This window comes from Haloterrigena salifodinae (genome assembly GCF_003977755.1).
Taxonomy (GTDB): Archaea; Halobacteriota; Halobacteria; order Halobacteriales; family Natrialbaceae; genus Haloterrigena; species Haloterrigena salifodinae.
On sequence record NZ_RQWN01000004.1, the window covers coordinates 429473 to 447819 of the forward strand.

At 60.2% G+C, this 18347-nt stretch carries 17 protein-coding genes and 2 pseudogenes; 12 read left to right on the forward strand and 7 right to left on the reverse strand.

Going from position 1 to position 18347, the window contains the following annotated elements; translation table 11 throughout:
* Window positions 1-630 precede the first annotated feature (630 nt).
* Window positions 631-1578: an isocitrate lyase/PEP mutase family protein gene (locus tag EH209_RS20000; protein WP_126664572.1), complete on the forward strand. Its 948-nt coding sequence runs from the start codon at window positions 631-633 to the stop codon at window positions 1576-1578.
* A 190-nt stretch (window positions 1579-1768) separates the two neighbouring features.
* On the opposite strand, the gene EH209_RS20005 is transcribed toward EH209_RS20000, so the two are convergent.
* Together EH209_RS20005 and EH209_RS24805 are read right to left on the reverse strand one after the other, a co-directional pair.
* Window positions 1769-2077 (reverse strand): hypothetical protein, encoded by a 309-nt coding sequence (locus EH209_RS20005; RefSeq protein WP_126664573.1) that lies wholly within the window; start codon window positions 2075-2077, stop codon window positions 1769-1771.
* A gap of 231 nt (window positions 2078-2308) precedes the next feature.
* A complete protein-coding gene (locus tag EH209_RS24805) occupies window positions 2309-2449 on the reverse strand; it encodes a hypothetical protein (protein WP_229380297.1) in 141 nt (46 codons plus the stop codon).
* Window positions 2450-2595: 146 nt separating this feature from the next.
* On the opposite strand from EH209_RS24805, the gene EH209_RS24810 reads away from it, so the two are divergent.
* From EH209_RS24810 to EH209_RS20020, 4 genes are all read left to right on the forward strand, one after another.
* Complete coding sequence (locus EH209_RS24810) at window positions 2596-2844, forward strand: hypothetical protein (protein ID WP_229380296.1); 249 nt, start codon at window positions 2596-2598, stop codon at window positions 2842-2844.
* A gap of 84 nt (window positions 2845-2928) precedes the next feature.
* A complete protein-coding gene (locus EH209_RS24815) occupies window positions 2929-3201 on the forward strand; it encodes a hypothetical protein (RefSeq protein WP_249038865.1) in 273 nt (90 codons plus the stop codon).
* A 573-nt stretch (window positions 3202-3774) separates the two neighbouring features.
* Window positions 3775-4650: a ParA family protein gene (locus EH209_RS20015; protein WP_126664574.1), complete on the forward strand. Its 876-nt coding sequence runs from the start codon at window positions 3775-3777 to the stop codon at window positions 4648-4650.
* The gene (locus tag EH209_RS20020; RefSeq protein ID WP_126664575.1) at window positions 4647-5117 is read left to right on the forward strand and encodes a hypothetical protein; all 471 of its coding nucleotides are present in this window, start codon (window positions 4647-4649) and stop codon (window positions 5115-5117) included. The genes EH209_RS20015 and EH209_RS20020 overlap by 4 nt, the downstream gene beginning before the upstream one ends.
* Window positions 5118-5358: 241 nt before the next feature.
* Here the strand turns inward: EH209_RS20020 and EH209_RS20025 are convergent, their stop codons facing one another.
* Together EH209_RS20025 and EH209_RS20035 are read right to left on the reverse strand one after the other, a co-directional pair.
* Window positions 5359-5748, reverse strand: coding sequence for a hypothetical protein (locus tag EH209_RS20025; RefSeq protein ID WP_126664576.1), 390 nt, complete (start codon window positions 5746-5748; stop codon window positions 5359-5361).
* A gap of 672 nt (window positions 5749-6420) precedes the next feature.
* The gene (locus EH209_RS20035; RefSeq protein WP_126664577.1) at window positions 6421-8874 is read right to left on the reverse strand and encodes a PAS domain-containing sensor histidine kinase; all 2454 of its coding nucleotides are present in this window, start codon (window positions 8872-8874) and stop codon (window positions 6421-6423) included.
* A gap of 124 nt (window positions 8875-8998) precedes the next feature.
* On the opposite strand from EH209_RS20035, the gene EH209_RS20040 reads away from it, so the two are divergent.
* Window positions 8999-9298, forward strand: coding sequence for a hypothetical protein (locus EH209_RS20040; protein WP_126664578.1), 300 nt, complete (start codon window positions 8999-9001; stop codon window positions 9296-9298).
* Window positions 9299-9872: 574 nt separating this feature from the next.
* Here EH209_RS20040 and EH209_RS20045 read toward each other — a convergent pair.
* Window positions 9873-11030: a Fic family protein gene (locus EH209_RS20045; protein WP_126664579.1), complete on the reverse strand. Its 1158-nt coding sequence runs from the start codon at window positions 11028-11030 to the stop codon at window positions 9873-9875.
* Window positions 11031-11216: 186 nt separating this feature from the next.
* Between EH209_RS20045 and EH209_RS25060 the strand changes: the two genes are divergently transcribed.
* On the forward strand, window positions 11217-11321 hold the full coding sequence (locus EH209_RS25060; protein ID WP_343132696.1) for a helix-turn-helix domain-containing protein: 105 nt from the start codon (window positions 11217-11219) through the stop codon (window positions 11319-11321).
* A 109-nt stretch (window positions 11322-11430) separates the two neighbouring features.
* On the opposite strand, the pseudogene EH209_RS20055 reads toward EH209_RS25060, so the two are convergent.
* Window positions 11431-12270 (reverse strand): annotated as a pseudogene (locus tag EH209_RS20055) (universal stress protein).
* Between EH209_RS20055 and EH209_RS20060 the strand changes: the two are divergent.
* From EH209_RS20060 to EH209_RS20080, 5 genes and pseudogenes are all read left to right on the forward strand, one after another.
* Window positions 12215-12517 (forward strand): annotated as a pseudogene (locus EH209_RS20060) (sulfite exporter TauE/SafE family protein); the annotation flags it as partial. The pseudogenes EH209_RS20055 and EH209_RS20060 overlap by 56 nt on opposite strands.
* 101 nt (window positions 12518-12618) lie before the next feature.
* Window positions 12619-13026, forward strand: a complete 408-nt coding sequence (locus EH209_RS20065; protein WP_126664580.1) for a helix-turn-helix domain-containing protein — start codon at window positions 12619-12621, stop codon at window positions 13024-13026.
* A 252-nt stretch (window positions 13027-13278) separates the two neighbouring features.
* Window positions 13279-14412: an MBL fold metallo-hydrolase gene (locus tag EH209_RS20070; protein ID WP_126664581.1), complete on the forward strand. Its 1134-nt coding sequence runs from the start codon at window positions 13279-13281 to the stop codon at window positions 14410-14412.
* 210 nt (window positions 14413-14622) lie between these two features.
* Window positions 14623-15567: a ZIP family metal transporter gene (locus EH209_RS20075; protein WP_126664582.1), complete on the forward strand. Its 945-nt coding sequence runs from the start codon at window positions 14623-14625 to the stop codon at window positions 15565-15567.
* Between the two features lie 317 nt (window positions 15568-15884).
* Window positions 15885-17672, forward strand: a complete 1788-nt coding sequence (locus EH209_RS20080; protein ID WP_126664583.1) for a carbamoyltransferase family protein — start codon at window positions 15885-15887, stop codon at window positions 17670-17672.
* 33 nt (window positions 17673-17705) lie between these two features.
* Here the strand turns inward: EH209_RS20080 and EH209_RS20085 are convergent, their stop codons facing one another.
* A complete protein-coding gene (locus EH209_RS20085) occupies window positions 17706-18077 on the reverse strand; it encodes a thioredoxin family protein (protein ID WP_126664584.1) in 372 nt (123 codons plus the stop codon).
* Window positions 18078-18347: the final 270 nt, after the last annotated feature.

Sequence of the window (18347 nt, forward strand, 5' to 3'; positions counted from 1 at the left end):
TTAGGAGTAGCTTCCGGCATCCAAGATCCGGTAACATAGACCGCTATCTGCATACCCCCGCCTCCGTTCTTGGAGAAACGACGGAAACGTGGGGTGTGGGGGTTCACCTCCGTTCTTCATTTTTGGTTCCCAGCACTCCTTCGGTCCCTCTCGATACGTCGGAAACGTGGGGTGGGTGTCTCCTCCCATCTTGCTCTCCTTTCCGAGTCGCATTCACATACGAGCATACTCTCAGTAGTCTCGACATCAGTTGATTTTCGAGTCGATGAGTTTCATCGCAGTAGCGAACTCACTTCCGGGAGCACTCCCGTTGCTAACCAAGAGATCGGAGACGATTACTTTTGCTCGAGGATAGTCAGTTCGCCTTCCCGACACTTGAGGTCGAGATTATTTCCCTGTAGGAGGTTGCTGTTCTGGTCGCGAGTCGTACAGAAGAGCGTCACCTGGAATAGGCCATGCTCGTAACGAAGTGACTTCAGAGTACGATACTTCAAAGTATCATATTTGATCCGAGCTATTCAGCTCCCAGTCTGCTTAGGAGCCAGATGAGAACTACTGAAACGGACGTCACCGACGACGCGTCCGAATCGCATCGATACCGACTTCCTTCCGACCGGCGAGTGATCGGGTATGACCGATTCCGGTACCGCGCTTCGAGAGCGTCTCGACCGCGACGAACTACTGGTCTGTCCCGGTGTTCACGATCCGCTCACCGCCGGCGTCGCCGACGCCGTCGGCTTCGACGCGATCTACATGACCGGGTACGGAACGTCGCTATCGAAGACCGGCTATCCCGACGCCGGGTTCATCACGATGCCGGAGATGATCGACAACGCCGCGACCATTCAAGAGCGCATCGACGTTCCGCTTATCGCCGATGCCGACAACGGGTACGGAAACGCGACGAACGTGATCCGGACCGTCCGAGAGTACATCAACGCCGGCGTCGGTGCGATCCACATCGAGGACCAGACCTTCCCGAAACGCTGTGGCCACACGAAAGGACGCCAAGTCATCCCGCGAGAAGAGGCGGTCGGAAAGATCGAAGCCGCGGCCGACGTTCGCGACGACCGCGCCGAAGACTTCGTTCTCATCGCTCGAACCGATGCCCGCGGAACGGGGGACGGCTCCCTCGACGAAGCGATCGGGCGCGCGAACGATTTTCTGGAGGCCGGCGCCGACATCGCGTTTATCGAGGGACCGACCGACGAATCGGAACTCGAGCGAATCGGCCGGGAGGTCTCGGGTCCGCTCGTCTACAACTTCGTCGGTGATCTCGGCTCCTCGCCGTACGTCGACCTCTCGTCGCTCGACGAGTGGGGATTTGATCTCGTGATATTCCCGATCGCGTCGACGCTGTCGACAATCGCGAACGTTCATGCCGACCTCAGCGCCTTCGCGGACGATCCCGTTGGGGCGATGCGGGCCATCGACGACGAGTTCAACGCCCAATCCGTCGGGAGTCTCCACGAGTTCGCCGGCTTTCCGGAGGTCGTCGACTGGGAACGGCAGTACCTCCCCGACGAGGAACAGGACAAATACGCGGGCTCGCTCGGCGACGATCCCGAAGCAGAATGAGCTGAGACGGACGCGACCCTCGTATTTCACAACGCGCACGCGTTGGAGATGCTGTGTAACTGGTGTTCGGCGGCCTGGAATCTCGCTCCCTCGTTTCCCACGAGCGGGTCGGTTCAGAAACTGGAAATCGTAATCCCAATACTCGGACGTCCACGGCACGAATGAACGTCGCGGCGGATATCAAACACGCTTACGGAGGGTGGCCGGCGTCGGCGAGTTGCTCGAGGAAGTCTTTGAGGAGTTTCCGCGCGGTATCGTCATCGCTGTCGGAATTGCGGTGACTGTCGACGGGGAGGTCGTAGACCGTTATCTCCGCACTGGTGAGGTTCGTTAGCGTCCCCGTCCGACACTCGAGGTTGAGAATCGCACCGGCGAAGATGACGATCGCCCGACGGTCGTCGACGTCGAGGAACTGGATCTCGAGTCGCTCGAGGATCGTCGTGACGTCGATCGCCGACGCGAACGTACACTGTTTGGAGACGTCGACAGCCGTGCTCATCATGACCGTCTTCGAGACGCAGTCTATTAGAACCTCACCTCGTTTCGAAATCTGTTCGGCGAGGTCGCAGACGGAAGGTCGCTTTGAGACGTTTTGCTCCGGCGGCTCAGCAGCGCTTCGTTTTCCTCCCGTCTCAGCGGGACTGTTCTTTTTCGCGACCGCCGGTCCGATCGTACTGGTGAACGTGTCTGAATACGAGAGCAACGCCGGTTTCAACGCAGTACTAAGCCGCTAGAGGGCGTCGTTGGACGCGATTCCCTGCGATTGCTCGTACTTGGCGATCTCCACCTCGGCGAGGACGGATTCGACGCTGAACCGCATTTCTCGTGGGATCGATTCGACGCGATCCTCACCGTCGGCGACGTCGCTCACTCCTGCGTGACCGTAACGGACGGAAAACCACAGCAGGGGGAACTGGTCGGTCTCGAGGAAGCGCGAGTGTTCTTTCAGCAGTTGAACGATCTCGGCGTCCCGGTCTTACCCGTCCCGGCAACCACGATTACCGACGACACGCGGAAGTGGTCCGCGAGCCGACGCGAGTGCGGAACCTCCATCGCGAGACGTATCCGATCGAGGGATACCGCGCGTTCGGACTTGGAAGCGAGACGTTCGATGCCGGCCAGGAGGTTCGATACGATCCCGACGCGGTGACCGAACCGGACGATCCGGACGCATGGCTCGAGCGGGCGCTCGACTGTGCCGGTCGCGGCGAGGCGGACGCGACCCTCCCCGAGTTGCGCGAGCGAATCGACGCGTTCGACGACTAGTTTGCTACTTACACCGGTCGGTACGAGACGCTCCGGTCGCTCACGACCGAGCGCGAAAGCGAAGCGAACGCCAGGCGGATCGCCTTGACTCACCTCCCGCCGTTCGATACGCCGCTGGACCGCGCCGCGGAGTCGGTCCCACGTATCGGTGGCCGCCACTGGGGATCGATCACGCTCAAGAACGGGCTCACCGAGTGCGATATCTCGTTCGTCGCGTGCGGCCACATTCACGAACGGGAAGGCGTCGCTACTGTCGCTGATACGCCCTGTCTCAATGCGGGCTTCCGGAGCGCCTACAACGTAACGCTCGAGGGTGACGATGTTTCGATTGCCGATGTCGAACCGCTCGAGTGGTGACGGTCGATTCGGAACGCAAGTGGATGTTCCAGTCCGTCTCTGTTAGTCTCCTCAGATTCTAATCTAAGTATCTTAGACTCATTTCTTAGGAAAGTTATGTGGGCAACAGTAGCAGATAACTTCGAAGCGAGGGTACCGATCCTGGCTGTCCAAGACCGTCAGTCTCCGGTCACGGGACCCTGCGGACGGCAAAGATATGTTGTGTTTCGGGTACCTCCCGCAATGGCTCTTGAGTTGGAATATCCGCTGAGTCCCTTACAATCGCACCTCTCACGAGGAGGCCGCCTATATCATTGCTGAGTCGAAGCAAGCGGAGATGTCTAAGATACATGTCTATGTTTCTTAGATATCTTATTTTGATGACTGGGTTCGATAACGTCTCCTTCGCCGTTATAATCCATGTTGTCTCTCGAACGTCAGCGAGAGAGTAGTATAATCAATGGACCTGGGGATTCCAGGTAAGTTTCTTAGATATGTTTCTTAGATATGGTCTATTGGGATCTTACTTAGGCATCATATTTGTATGGCTTATTTGGAGAACATTCATATCAACGTAGACCATCAGGGTTTCTTATGCTCTCGTACACCGTTTACAGCGAAGCTGGAGGCGTCGGGAAATCGTCTCTCACGGCGAATCTCGCTGCCGCGCACGCTCGAGCGGGGCTCGACGTCCTCATCGTCCCGCTGGATCCCCAGGACGGCGACCTCAGCCGACTACTCGGCGTCGACGACGAGCGCGCCGATCACGAAGCCGACAACCTCGTCCGTCACATGGTCGGCAGTCCTCGCGGATCGTTCGACGATTTGATCCAGTCTGCCGAAGGGATCGACGTCATTCCGGAACACAACCTGCTCTCGGACCTCTCCGATTTTCTCACGCGCGAAAAACAGCAAGCCGAGAAGCTCGGTGACGCGTACAACATCTACGCTCAACTCCAGCGCGTTCTCCAGGAGGGCGGCATCGCCGAGCAGTACGACGTCCTGATCTGTGACCCGCCGGCGACCGAATCGGATCACCTCTACAATGCGATTTACGCCACGCGGAACCTCGTAATCCCGGTCGAGCCCTCCGCGAAGGGCGAAGCCTCCGTCGACGGCCTTCAGCAACTCGCGACGAACTTCGCCGATCAGATGGGTATCGAGGTCGGCGTCCTCGCTGCGGTGCCGAACGGATTCAAGGGAACGAACGATCAGGCGGAACTCCTCGAGGAAATCTCGTTCCCGACGCCCGAGGTAATCGGCGACCGAACGTCGCTGATGGAAGGCTGCTGGAAGCAGCAGTGCTCGGCGTTCACGTACCAGCGCGAGCACCGCGACTACCCGCGAGATCACGAACTCGAGACGCTCGCCCAGTTCGATCGTCTCGCCCGTTATCTCGAGGAACAACGCGGAATCGAAGCGCCGAATCCGCCCGAACCCGGCGCGATCGAGGACGAGGTGACAGCATGACCGGGTTCAAGAGCGGTGCGAGCGCTGACGATCCGTTCGGCGACGCTGACGAGACGGATGACGAACCCGAGACCGAGTCAGGGTCGGCGACCGAGTCGACCGACTCAGCGTCTCGAGATGAGTCCGAATCACTGGAGTCCGCTGGTCGCGACCAGCGCCAAGAGACGGACAGCGAATCGACGGCTGATAGCGAACCGACGACGGACGACGACTCGGCGACCGATAGCCGCGGCTTGCCGTGGATCTACGAGCGCAACAGCATCACGGACGGCCGGAAGAAGACCGTCCAACTGCACCTACAGAAGTCCTCCCTCGACCGCGAGCGCGATACGCGGTTGGAGATCGAGGACGTGCTCGACGAGTCGGTCAAGAAGGCCGATCTCCGCGAAGCCGCGTTGCTCGTCGGCCTCGAGCACATCGATCAAGTCGCCGATCAGCTTCGCGAGTGGGGGTACGACTTCGACTAGCCTCGCTGTTTGCCCCGTTTTAACAGCGAATTAGCTGTACTCCCTTTGCGCTAGTCATCAAGTGCGTCCAAGAATCCTCTTCGTCTATCTGATCGCCAAATCACTATTCGTGCATAATCCTTTTCAGACACTACATAACTGAAACCGGAGTGACGCTGACACCCCTCAACGGTCGCGAGAGAGGCCAGCCGACCGTCCGATCTTCATCCGTAGTGAGACTCGAGTGCGTTCCGAACGCGATTCAGGCGGGAACTGAATCGCTCGAGTCGACGGTCGATTGAATATACCGTCGACCCACGAGCGTAGCAACGACGACGACCAGCATGATGCCGAGCGAGAGCGGAAGCGGTTGGCTCCCGACCAGCCAGTCCCCCGCCGGAGTTTGGTAGAGAATTGTCGCCGGGGCTGCTCCGCCGAGTGCGACGGCGGCGAGTCCGACCAGACTCTGGAGAACGTACTGCTCCGGTTCGACATACAGGTAGACGCCAATCAGGACCGGCAGGCTACCGAGTACGAGTCCCAACACCTCTCCGGTTAGCGGGTCGATGTACAGGATCCAGTACAGTGCGAGAACGGCACCGATAACGATCGAGAGATCGAATTTTTGGTCAGTAGATATCGTTGATACCATACGATTTCAGACGGGAGAGTGATGTATAGCTCTTCGCGTGGTTCAAAGAGGGATTGTAGTTTATCTGGATTGAGGCGCTAAGACCCCTTCCTCAGTGAGCGCCGAAGACGCGAGCAGGGAGGGGATACAGCGCCGCTCGTGTTTCTTACACTGTTCTACCACCCTCAAGCGCGAGCCGAAAGACGAGCGGTAGGGTGGGGTAGTTCACCAGCGCGTTCTCCTTACTTCACACGTTTCGCCTTCAGCAGCCGGCCGAGTACCACTCAATATCGCCGAAATTTCACCGACAAGCTCCTTCGCGACCATACCAACTCTCGAGTCGTGACCAACTAGAAGACTGGCTCAAGACGCCCCAGGTGAAGAACAGGTACCTTCAATACACAGTTCAGACGACTACTACTATGCCTGATGTTATTGTTATTATTACATTATCGCTTGGCGCACTCGTGATCCAGTTTCCGATAGGAATCCTACTGTACCTCGATGCGAAACGGCTCGATCTCAAAAATCCGGAAATGTACGGGCTGGGTGTAATCGTCCCCGCAGGAGGTTTTGCGGTGATCCTGTACTACCTCTCAGAACGAAAAACCTTCCGAAGAACGAACCCGAGACGTCATAGACGCCTTCGATCGTCCGTGAGAGGGACGATCCGAGCGGCTCGCTGGGAATCGTTCACGCGGCCGGAAGCGTAAAGGTGAACGTGGTCCCCTTCCCGGGTTCGGAGTCGACGCGGATCTCGCCGTTGTGGCGCTCGACGATCCGTTGGCAAAGCGAGAGTCCGATACCAGTTCCCGGATGTTCATCGCGGCCGTGAAGCCGCTGAAACACCTCGAAGATCCGCTCTTGATCGTCGGGGTCGATCCCGATCCCCTCGTCGCGGACCGAAACTTTCCACCTCGAGCCCCGTCGGTCGGCCGAGATCCGAACCCGCGGCGGCTCGTCGCCGCTGTACTCGAGCGCGTTGCTCACTAGGTTCTGGAAGACCTGCTGAAGCTGGCTCTCGTCGCCGCGGACCCGTGGGAGCGATTCCGTCTCGATAGAGGCGCTGGTCTCCTCGATCCTCACCTGCAGGTTCCCGATTGCGTCGTCGACCACCTCGTCGAGATCGATCGGTTCGAGCGGTTCGCCCTGTGTTTCGACGCGGGAGTACTCGAGCAGCCCGTCGATCATCTTGCGCATGCGCTCGGCGCCGTCGACGGCGAACTCGATGAACTCCTCTGCGTCCCCGTCGAGCTCGTCGGCGTAGCGACTCTCGAGCAGTTGCAGGTAGCTCGTGACCATCCGGAGCGGTTCCTGCAGGTCGTGGCTCGCCGCATAGGCGAACTGCTCTAAGCGCTCGTTTGACTCTTCGAGTTTGCGCTGGTACTCCTTTCGCTCGCTCACGTCGCGGAAGTAGACCGAGAGCCCCGTCTCGGAGGGGTAGACGTTGAACTCGAACCAGACGTCATTGCTTTCTTCATAAATCTCGAAGGTGACGGGCTCTTGGGTCTCTAAGGCCCGTTCGAACTCCGCTCGATGGCGGTCTTTCGTTCCGTCGGGAACGACATCCCAGACCTTCAGATCGAGGAGTTCGTCTTTCGGCCGTCCGACGAGTTCCGCGGCGTGATCGTTGAGGTGGGTGAATCGGAACTCGTCGTCCAGCGCGTAGAAGGCGTCGGAGATCCGGCCGAGGATCTCGCTCAGTTCGGTCTCGAGTTCACTCTTTCGTTGTTCGAGCTGTCGCTCTCGCTCTTTCAGTTCGGTGATGTCCTTGCTGCCCGTGATGATGCGTTCGATCTCGCCGTCGGGTCCGAAGACCGGCGCCGTATTGACCCGGAAGTACAGTCGCTCGCCGTCCGGCGGTTCGAATATCAGTTCCTCGTCGAAGATCGGCTCACCCGTCCGCAAGACGCGGCCCGACGTCGTCTCCTCGGGCTCGAGGAGTTCGCCGTCGGCGTCGTAGATCTTCCACCCGCCGGTGTCCACCGGATTGTCGGTGAACTCCGACTCCGAAAGTCCGAATGTCTCCTGGGCCCGCCGGTTGGCCAGTATCGTCTCGCGATCGGCGTTCTGGACCGCGATCCCCACCGGCGCCGTTCGCAGGAGCTTTTCGGTCTGCTCGTACTCGCGGCGGAGTTCCCGTTCCCGTTCCTTCTGCTCGGTGATGTCGTCCACCGCGAGGACGACCCTCGATTCGTCGTCCTCGGTGTGCTCGAGCGGCACGGCGGTAATCGAGAGCCACCGGGAGCCGACCTCCGGCACGTCGACCTGACACTGGTAGTTCTCTATCGGGCGCCCGGTCTCGAGGACCCGCGTCCAGGGCCGCTCGTCGGCCGGAATCGGCTCCCCGTCGACGTCGTAGAGGTCCCACGAGTCGATCGATGATGACTCGGACGCCCTCGGCTCGATATCGAATCGGTCGGCCAGCCGCTGGTTCGCCCGAACGATGTCGCCCGACGGCGTGAGCAGGCCGATACCGACCGGGACTGTCTCGAGGATCTGCTCGGTGAAGTCGCGCTCCCGCTGCAGTTGCTGCTCGTAGGCCCGCCGCTCGGTCATATCGCGAGTGACCTTCGTAAAGCCCTGCAGCGTTCCCTCCTCGTCGCGGACGGCCGTGATGGTGACGGTCGCCCAGAACCGGGAGCCGTCGGCGCGGACGCGCCATCCTTCGTCCTCGACCCGGCCGTCGTCCCGCGCAATGTCGAGATTTCGCTCGGGCGCTCCGTCGGCGATCGCCGCGTCGGTGTAGAACGTCGAGACGTGCTCGCCGATGATCTCGTTCGTCTCGTAGCCCTTGATTCGGTTCGCCCCCTCGTTCCAGCTGGCGACGGTGCCGTCGGGATCGAGCGTGATGATCGCGTAGTCCGTGACGGCGCTCACGAAGGCCTCGAACTCCGCGCCGTCGTCTCGCTTGTTGGTCGACTGCTCGGATCGCCACCACACTGGAGTCCCTGGCTCGAGTTCCCTCGTCTGCAGTTCGTCGCGTTCCGCGAGTTCCTCGAGGACTCGGTGTGCGGTCTGTGGCGTACACGCTACCCGGTCGGCGACTTCGGGTGCTGTGATCGGCGTGGACGGCTGGTCCAACCCCGCAAATACGCTCCGGACGTCCTCGCGGGTCACGTCCTGAGCGGAATCGGGACGGTCCATGAATATGTGCTGCGTACGAGTCGGATCCGTAAATCCTTGACGTGAGCGATGATTGCGGAGTGAGCCGTGTGCCTTCGTCCGAGCTACCGTACTTGCAATGCCATCGCAGTAACGCTGGTAACGGGTGCCGATCGCTGATCGATGCGGCGTCGAGATCGTCCGGGATAGTAACGAGATCGCCCAGCTGCCGCCGGCTGACAGGCACGTCGACACCAGCGGGGTGATCACGGTGCCGCCAGCCTTGAGCAATACTCTCCTCGCCGAGGAACTGTCGAGGTTCTGGACGTCGCGCCGGACGCTCTCCGAAGTCGTGACGCCGATCGTCCGTCGACTAGCGATGACTGTCCATCCTGACAGCGCCGACCCCAACGTCGAGAAGTACAAGTGGATCAAGAAAGCTAAGGAGGCAATGCTAAACGACTGATGAGGACCTCCATGGCCTCGGACGGGTCGCTGGTGCGAATAGTTCTCACCGGTACGTTCGGAATACCATAGCTCGAGATAATCATCTAATCACATATATTCGGAAGTGGATCAAAGCGGCTTGAATGATGTGCGCCCGGATGAATAACGGGCAGACATCACTCGATGAGAAGAAGTTAGAACTCTAGGAGGCCTTAGCGATAGTGACAGGTCTAGATCAGCAACTCCCCAAGTCTCTGTCTCTGAATGCTTCGATCAATGAACTCAAATGACGATTCTTATCTGCGATTGGATCGACTCGGGACTTGAATGAGGCGTATTTACTCCTCGATAGTAAATGATCACCTCCGGATCAAATGTTCCTTCGACAACTAAACAGATGTGTCCCGATGTCACTCCGTGAGAGTACGGCCGATTAGTTCGAACGGATTCAAAACCATCTCGTGAACTAGCGTGGTCACGAACTTTCACGGCCGACCGCTGGGACCTTCATGGCGGATTTCGAGCAGGACCTCGAGGAATTCGAAACGGTTCCGTTCGACGACGTAGCGTGCCGTGAACTAACGGTCTCCGAACTAGTGATCTGGCCTTCTCTCGAGAATGTCGAAAATGTCGATCGCTTTGTACTCTTGATTCCGCTGTTTGCCAGTCGCCTCAACGAGAACACCGTCGGATACTAACTCCTCGATGGCGTTATATGCGGTTTGCCGACTGACATCGAACTCGTCTTGGACATCGGTAGCAGTGAAGTACGGCATGTCGAAGACGCCCCGCGCAAGGCGATGACTCGTTTTCTGGTGTGGATACCGTTGCTCGTAGTCACGCCGAAGTTCCATCAGCCGCTGTGTCCGCTCGTACGAGTCCCGTGCCTGCACCTCGATTCCGTCGATGAAAAACGCGATCCAGTCGTGCCAGTCCCCGGTTTCGCTCACAGCACGCATCTTCTCGACGTATTCCTGCTTGTTGCGATTGAAGTAGGCACTCGGATAGAGATACGGCTCGCTCAGATATCCTTCAGCGCAGAGCTGTAATACGATGAGAATGCGACCAAGCCGACCGTTCCCGTCCGCACAGGGATGAACCGTCTCGAACTGATAATGCGTAACCGCGAGATCAACGAGCGGGTGATATTGGCCGCCCATTTGGATATACGTCTCTAGAGAGTCCATCAGCTCGGGAACCGATTGGTGCGGCGGGGGAACGAACGGCGGTTGACTGGCGTACGGAGAAGGGAGGTGGACATCAGTCGTCCGCCATTCTCCGACGACTTCACCTTCGTTTCGAACGTTTTCGAGGAGCAATTTGTGGAGCGACTGGAGGAGTTCGAGCGTTATCGGCTCGCCCTCTTTGATCGCGTTGAATCCTTTTTGAAGGGCGCGTTCGGCATTCAGGACCTCCTGTAAGTCCCGACTCACATCGACGTTCTCGTTTCCGCTGGTCCGCGTGTGATGGGCGTATACTTCGTCCACGTCGACATCGGCCCCTTCTATTTCGGCGGTTTCGACGGCCTCGAGTCGAACGAGGGACGTATAGAGGACCGGCGAGAAATCGACGGTTGGACTGATTCCGTCGATTCGGCCGAGCTGAAAGGACGCCTCGGCGATACGTTCCGTGAGTTCGTCGTCGATATCGATTCGTGTCGAGAGGGGGAGCTTTTCCGGAATGTAGTATGGATATGGATGAGATTCGCGATAGTGTCCGGGTGCCTCTTCCGGAAGTTCTCGAGTCCGCATTTGACTATACCACGAACTCTGGCCTGTTAATCATATCGCCCTTAAATCGACTTGACTACTGGTGTCTGAGACGGCCCTACTCAAAATACAAGACGAGAGTTTGGAGAACGGGTCCTCTTGCGACAGCGATTGACTGCAGATCAGGCCACACAGGTCCCTTTGGCGGATCGGCAGCTCGAGGTCTTTTTGACCGCTCTCGACGCGGGGTACTACGGTGTTCCTCGCGAAGCGACGCGAACGGACGTCGTGTCGGAGCTCGGCGTGACCAAACCACCTGTAGCGACATCCTGAATCGCACGGAGAGCACGATTACCCGCTGGTTCGCAGACGAATACGTCGACGATTGTGCACGAGACCTATGAGCCCCGGAGTGGGGCGAGTCGGTTTCGGCTCGCCGCCGTCAGGTCATTCGTTCCGCCGGAACGAGCATGATGTTCCCGTTCGCCCGTGCGACGACGTCTTCGGAGACGCTCCCGAGTAACAATCAGCGGAGCCTGCTGTGACCGCGCGAGCCGACGAGAATTGCCGTCGGCTTGTACTCGGCTTCCGCGGCGAGGATTTCGTCCGCCGGATCACCCTGGCTGACTGCGGTCCGCGTCTCGATACCCCACTCCTCGAGTCGGGTCGCCAGCTCCGCTAGTCGCGCTTCCGGATCGGCGCCCTCTGGGAGCACCGGGTCCTTCGGCGTCTCGACGTGGACCAGCGTCGCTTCCCGCGTCGCGTGACGAAGGTACGAGAACGCCTCGAACGCCCGCTCAGCGTTCTCCGAGAAGTCCGTCGCGTACAGCATCCGCTGGAACAGATGTTCGCGGACGACGGACGGCTCGTTCGCCCCGCGTTCGATCCGGTTGACCAGCAGCGGCACGACCGTCGTCTGCGCGAGGTTGCGCGCGGTCGACCCGATGACGCGGTTCTCGAGCGGGCTCTTTCCCCGCGAGCCGACGACCGTGAGGCTGGCGCCGATTGCCTCGGCGACGCTGTTGATTCGCCAGTGGGGCGTGCCGCGGACGACGTGCGCCTCGACGTCGAAACCGGCGTCTTCGATGACGCGATGGTAGCGTCCTAGTGCCTGCTCGCGCCGTTCCTCGAAGTCGATCCCGGGCATCCCCTCGTGGACGTTCGACGGGATTACGGTCACGAGGTGGATCTCCTCGACGCCGATTCGACCCAGGCACTCAAGGCAAGTCTCGCTCTCGATCGTCGCACCCTTGCTCGTGGGGAGTGCACTCGGTGCTCGCATTGGATCGGCCGCGACCGGTATCGTCGACGAGGGCGACATCAAGATCTACTTCGGGCCGATGCTGCTCGGTGGATCGATCGCCGTCGCGTTCCGCCAGGTCGGCGACTACCTCGGAATGGAAGTCCTGAGTACGATCAGCTTCGCGCTGATCCTGCTCTCGGCGTTCATGGTCAGCGGGGCTGTGATCTACAGCACGATCGCGACGATGCGATCGGAGTCGAAGGCGTCTGCGGCGTCCGCGGACTAACGTCAGAGACGCCGCACACCGCGTTTGACCGCGGCGCATTAAGATTGCGCAATATTCACACAACCCTTATACCGGTGCGGTCCTTATCAGCGGATAGTAAAATGGCTAATTCGATGGCGGAACAACTGCAGCAGGATATGGAGTGTGAAGGGCTGTTGGAGTGTATCCACGGGCTCAAGCAACTCGACAAGGAGTGCTTTCGCGTGCTGGTCGAGAGCGAAGAAGCGCTGACGATCGACGAGGTCGCCGACCAGGTCGACCGGGAGCGCTCGACCGCGTACCGCTCGATCCAGCGACTGCTCCAGAGCGGGTTTATCCAGAAAGAGCAGATCAACTACGATCAAGGTGGCTACTACCACGTCTACTATCCGACGGACCCGACCCAGATCGCGAGCGACATGCAGCGGATGTTAAACGACTGGTACGCGAAAATGGGCCAGCTCATCCAGGAGTTCGAGGACAAGTACGAACACACCGACGCCGGCACCGAAATCCCAGCCCAGAGCTAACGAGAGCGGCTACAAGACACGTTTACGATCCTCGAACGGAAACTACTCACCGCAGATGCGGTGCCGTTCACAGTTGTGACGTTCTTTTTCGATTTTTCTTCGAAACCCTATCCCCGTATCGAATGCGACCAGAGCCATGGACGCATCATCAACAGAAACGAAAACAGTCTAATCGGACGTAAAATTAAGTTTATTTATCCGTTCGATCTGACCGACGGATTTAACAATGCGTGTTGTGTAGTATTGGGTGTAATGAGCAATACCAATCTCGATCCAGCCGACGTCGCTCGACGCATCGAGGAGGACGATGCGGCGGACCTCTTCGTCCTGGACGTCAGAAACGAAGACGACTACGAGGAATGGCGGATCGACGGGAGTACGAACGTCCCGATCTACGACGAGTTGCTGGAGTACGACTACTCCGGGCTCGAGGAGCGTCTGGACGACCTCCCGAAAGACACGGAGATCGCGGTCGTCTGCGTCGCCGGCATCACGTCCGCACGGGCCGCGGAGTTCCTCCGCGAGCACGGGTTCGACGCAACAACGATCGACGACGGGATGAACGGCTGGGGACGCGTCCATCGCCAGTACGACCTCGAGGACGCGACTGATGTCGAGGGCGTCGTTCAGGTCGTCCGTCCTGGAACGGGTTGCGTCTCGTATCTCGCTTACGACGGTGACGAAGCGATCGTCGTCGACCCGAGCCAGTACATGGATCAGTACCTGAACGCGGCCGACGAGCGCGACCTCGAAATCGTCGGCGTCGCAGACACGCACGCCCACGCCGACCACGTCTCGGGAGCTCGCCGACTCGCGGGCGAACTGGACGTGCCGTACTACCTCCACGGGGACGACGCCGGCGACCTCGAGAACGTGACGGAACTCGAGGACAGCGAGACGATTCTCGTCGGCGAACGCAAACTCGAGATACTCCACACGCCAGGTCACACGCCCGGCAGCGTCTCGTTCCGATTCGGCGACGCGCTGCTCTCCGGCGACACGCTGTTCCTCCGCAGCGTCGGCCGTCCCGACCTCGAGGACGGCGCAGAGGAGGCCGTTCGGGAAGCCTCCGGTCAGTTGTTCGACAGCCTCGAGCGGCTGACGGCTCTCGAGGACGACACCGTTGTGCTGCCCGGTCACTTCAGCGACGAATCGGTACGCCCCCTCGCGACCGAACTCGGTGACCTCCGGGCGGAGGCCACCAACGAACTCCTGAGTTACGTCGGGGACGGTGACGAGCAGGCGTTCGTCGAGACCATCGTCGAGAGCCTCGCGGACGAACCGGCCAACTACAACGAGATCAAGCAGATCAACTGGGGCAAGGAGCAGCCCGGCAGCGACGTTGAGGCGCTCGAACTCGGGCCGAACAACTGCGCAGCCAACTAACATCCACATCGAATCCCGACACTGATCGCACCTGGTTCGGTTCGCGAGCAGGGACACGGTTCGATTCGGCGTGACGCTCCTAATTCGATCGACGCGAGCAATGGACCGGAGGCGACCACTGATAGATCGTTTCGCCACTCTGGTTTAGGCAAGCCAAAATAAATTTTCTATTTTAGAAAAACTCTTTGCCACCACGTTCATACATTGCATATGGCACTCGCGGAAAACCTCGTCGTCGTATTCGTCGCGGGCTTTATCACCGCGTTAGCGACGGGAATCGGCGCGTTGCCGTTCTTCTTCGTCGACGACTTCAGCGATCGCTGGAACGTGGGGCTGTGGGGGATCGCGTCGGGAATCATGGTGACGGTCTCCGTGTTCGGTCTCGTCGACGAGGGACTCGCATACGCTTCGGGCGGGTTTCCGACGCTGATGGTCGGCGGCCTGCTCGCGGGCGTCGCGCTGGTTGAACTCTCCGACAGGGTCCTCGACGGGGTTGACCTCCACGGGAACGGGGAACACGAGCACGACCGTGAACGAACCCGCAACGACGAACACGGATCCGATCTCGAGGCGACGGACTCGAGCGAGGTCCGAGCGAACGGCGCCGGTCACGGACACGGTCACGGGAGTGCGCCAATCGAGGCGACGGCGTTCGCCGAGGGAGACCTAAAGAAACTCGTCCTTATCCTCGGCATTCTAACGGTCCATAGCTTCCCCGAGGGCGTGGCGATCGGCGTCTCGTTCGCCGAACTTGGACTCGAGGGCGGCGTCTCGATACTCGGATTTTCGATCCCGCTGCTCGCGGTGTTCATGACGATCGCCATCTCGATCCACAACGTTCCGGAGGGAACCGCCATCGCCATTCCGATGCGGACGATGGGACTGTCTAACTGGCGGATGGTCGGTGCGGCGGTCTTCTCGAGCCTTCCCCAACCAATCGGCGCGGTCATCGCGTTCGTGTTCGTCTCGTGGGCCGAGGCGTTCCTGCCGTTCGGTTTCGGATTCGCCGCCGGCGCGATGGTCTATCTGGTCGCGACGGAGTTCATTCCCGAGGCGCTCGAGACCGGCGCGGACCTCCCGAACGGCGGTCGTCGAGAGTTGCTCATCGGGTTCGGTGCGGGTGTCGTGGCGATGGCACCAGTCACGCTCGTGTGACGTCCTCGCCTACCTAACTGGCGGGGCTTCCGACAAGACGTACGAGACCGGCATTCGCTCGGCGACTCAGCGCTTCTCGTCGGATCCGAGACCGGAACGCGCTCGCTCGAGTAGTTCGAGGCAGCCACGTCGAGCATCGTCGAGGATATCCGCCCGATACGCACGGTTTTAGGTGTGTAGCGGCGATGGGGTGCTGTTGTCCGGAGTCGCCCGTCATCCGCACGGCGATATATTCGACGATTTGCTGGGTCAGCAAATCGTCACTGCCGTTTTGCTGTCGTCTGAGTTTGGGTAGAGTACGGTTACTTTCACGAGCCATGACTGACTATCGACTCGCGTTCAAACCCGCAATCGGACTCTACGGCCAGCACGATCCGAGCGCCGTCCTCTTCGAAGACGGCACGCCAGTCTTCGGCGTCGAGGAAGAGCGATACACGCGGGAGAAACACGCGACGAACACCTTTCCGGAGCGCGCGATTCGAGCCTGTCTCGACCACCGCGATCTGACGCTCCCGAACGTCGATCGAATACTCCTCCCGTACGAGCCGCGGCTCCGGGGCAAAATCGCCTCGCACTACGTCACCGACGCGGTCCGAGCACCCGGCGGCGCACGGAAACTCTCCGCGCTCGAGGAGACGCTCGTCACGCAGGCCCGGAGTCGGTTCGTCCCGACCCGACAGATCGAGAACCGCCTCGAGTCCATCGGCGCGCCGGTGCCGCCGATCGAGACAATCTCTCACCACCGCTGTCACGCCGCGAGCGCGTTCCACCCGTCGGGATTCGACGAGGGCGTCGTCCTCACGATCGACGCGAAAGGCGAGTACGACTCGACGGTCGTTTGGCACGCTGACGGGGACGGATTGACGCGCGCCTACACCTACGAACATCCGAACAGTCTCGGTCTCTTCTTCGCGATCGTGACGGAGTATCTCGGCTACCGGATGTTCAACGGGGAGGGGAAAGTGATGGGACTCGCCCCGTACGGAAACGACAATCCGGAAATCGAAGGCGTGCTGCGCGACCTGATCGACACCGGCGCCGATTACGACGTCACCGCGCTGACGAAACGGTGGGGGACCGGCCACGGCGTCGAGGTGCTCGAGGACGCGTTCGACCGTCCGCGTAACGAGACGCCCGGCGAGTTCGATCAGTGGGAGAAAGACCTCGCACATACCGCCCAGAAACTGCTCGAGGAGACGGTCGTAGCTATCGCGGAGACGGCCATCGAGAAGACGGGGACGGACAACGTCGCGATCGCTGGCGGCGTCGCACTGAACTGCAAGCTGAACAAGCGCGTGCGCGAGTCGCCGCTGGTCGACGACGTCTTCGTCCAGCCGGTCGCCCACGACGCGGGCCTCGCGCTCGGCGCGGGCTGGTCCCAGCAGCCGCCGTCGGCCGTCGACCGCCAGACCGATGTCTACCTCGGACCCGAGTACGACACGGCGGCGATCCGATCGATCCTCGAGACGAACAAGCTCGCGTACGCGGAGCCGGACGACGTAGAGCGGTACGTCGCCGAACGGCTCGCGGACGGCGATCTCGTCGGCTGGTTCCAGGGACGGATGGAACTGGGGCCGCGGGCGCTGGGTGCCAGAAGCATTCTCGCCGATCCCCGCACCGCCGCGTCTCGCGACCGAGTGAATCGGTTCGTCAAACACCGCGAGGAGTGGCGCCCGTTCGCGCCGTCGATACTCGAGTCGGCCGCCGAGGAGTACCTCATCGACGGCGGTCCGGCGCCGTTCATGATCGACGCTTACGACGTCCGGCCCGAGAAGACGGACGACCTCGAGGCAGTCCTGCATCCAGCCGACGACTCGACGCGCCCGCAGACCGTCCGCGAGGACCAGCACCAGCGCTATCACCGGCTCATCTCCGAGTTCGCCGACATCACCGGCGTGCCGGTCGTGCTGAACACCTCATTCAACGACCACGCCGAACCGGTCGTCCGGACGCCGACGCAGGCCATCAAGGATTTCTACGGGATGGGGCTCGACGTGCTCGTCCTCGAGGACTTCGTGATCGAAAAGAGAACGTCGAAAGCGGATCGGGACTCGGAGCTCTTGTTCGAGGAGAGCGACGGATCAACTCCGATCCCGGAACAGTAGCGAAACCGCTCCTCGAGGTCGGTTAGCGCAGATTTAGTGTGCTGCGTGCGTTTCGAGCAGGTCGACGATCGTGTCGGCACTCTGGAAACCGTCGTCGAGGCGAGCGACTTCCTCGCCGTCTTTCAGGACGACGAGCGTCGGGACGCGCTGGACGCCGAATTCGGCGGTAAGGGCCGGAACGAGGCCAGCGTTCACCGTCGCCACAGCACCCGGCGCGCTGCGTGCGACTGCGCCGAGGACCGGTTCCATCGACGCGCAGATTCCGCATCCGGACGTGACGAACTCGAGCAGGACGAGGTCGTGTTCCTCGAGCTGGTCCTCGTAGTCGGCTACGTCGTTCAATTGGACGGGTTTTTGCGCCGGCCGGCCGTCGTCGGTGGGCTCCGAAGCTGTCGGCTCAGTCATTACCGCTGTTAGGGACCGGAGGTATTTTAGTGTTATGTGGGTGTTGTACAATACTATTGCGTCGATCGACGAACGACGGTCAGTCGACGATAGCGTTCTGCCGATCGCGTGTCTGCGGAACATATTGCTTCTATCTGAGACGATCAGATTTCGCGATACGACCCCGAGAATACGCTCTAGTGTGTCCGCTTCGCCGCTTTGGCGAACGATCGATGATCTCGAACCGGAATAATTCTCGCCGTATTGCACAGTGGAATATGTTCGGGCCAC

Coding starts and splice junctions, on each gene's coding strand:
- EH209_RS20000 (WP_126664572.1), top strand. CDS start 631: ATGACCGATTCCGGTACCGCGCTTCGAGAGCGTCTCGACCGCGACGAA.
- EH209_RS20005 (WP_126664573.1), bottom strand. CDS start 2,077: ATGAGCACGGCTGTCGACGTCTCCAAACAGTGTACGTTCGCGTCGGCG.
- EH209_RS20015 (WP_126664574.1), top strand. CDS start 3,775: ATGCTCTCGTACACCGTTTACAGCGAAGCTGGAGGCGTCGGGAAATCG.
- EH209_RS20020 (WP_126664575.1), top strand. CDS start 4,647: ATGACCGGGTTCAAGAGCGGTGCGAGCGCTGACGATCCGTTCGGCGAC.
- EH209_RS20025 (WP_126664576.1), bottom strand. CDS start 5,748: ATGGTATCAACGATATCTACTGACCAAAAATTCGATCTCTCGATCGTT.
- EH209_RS20035 (WP_126664577.1), bottom strand. CDS start 8,874: ATGGACCGTCCCGATTCCGCTCAGGACGTGACCCGCGAGGACGTCCGG.
- EH209_RS20045 (WP_126664579.1), bottom strand. CDS start 11,030: ATGCGGACTCGAGAACTTCCGGAAGAGGCACCCGGACACTATCGCGAA.
- EH209_RS20065 (WP_126664580.1), top strand. CDS start 12,619: ATGGCTAATTCGATGGCGGAACAACTGCAGCAGGATATGGAGTGTGAA.
- EH209_RS20070 (WP_126664581.1), top strand. CDS start 13,279: ATGAGCAATACCAATCTCGATCCAGCCGACGTCGCTCGACGCATCGAG.
- EH209_RS20075 (WP_126664582.1), top strand. CDS start 14,623: ATGGCACTCGCGGAAAACCTCGTCGTCGTATTCGTCGCGGGCTTTATC.
- EH209_RS20080 (WP_126664583.1), top strand. CDS start 15,885: ATGACTGACTATCGACTCGCGTTCAAACCCGCAATCGGACTCTACGGC.
- EH209_RS20085 (WP_126664584.1), bottom strand. CDS start 18,077: ATGACTGAGCCGACAGCTTCGGAGCCCACCGACGACGGCCGGCCGGCG.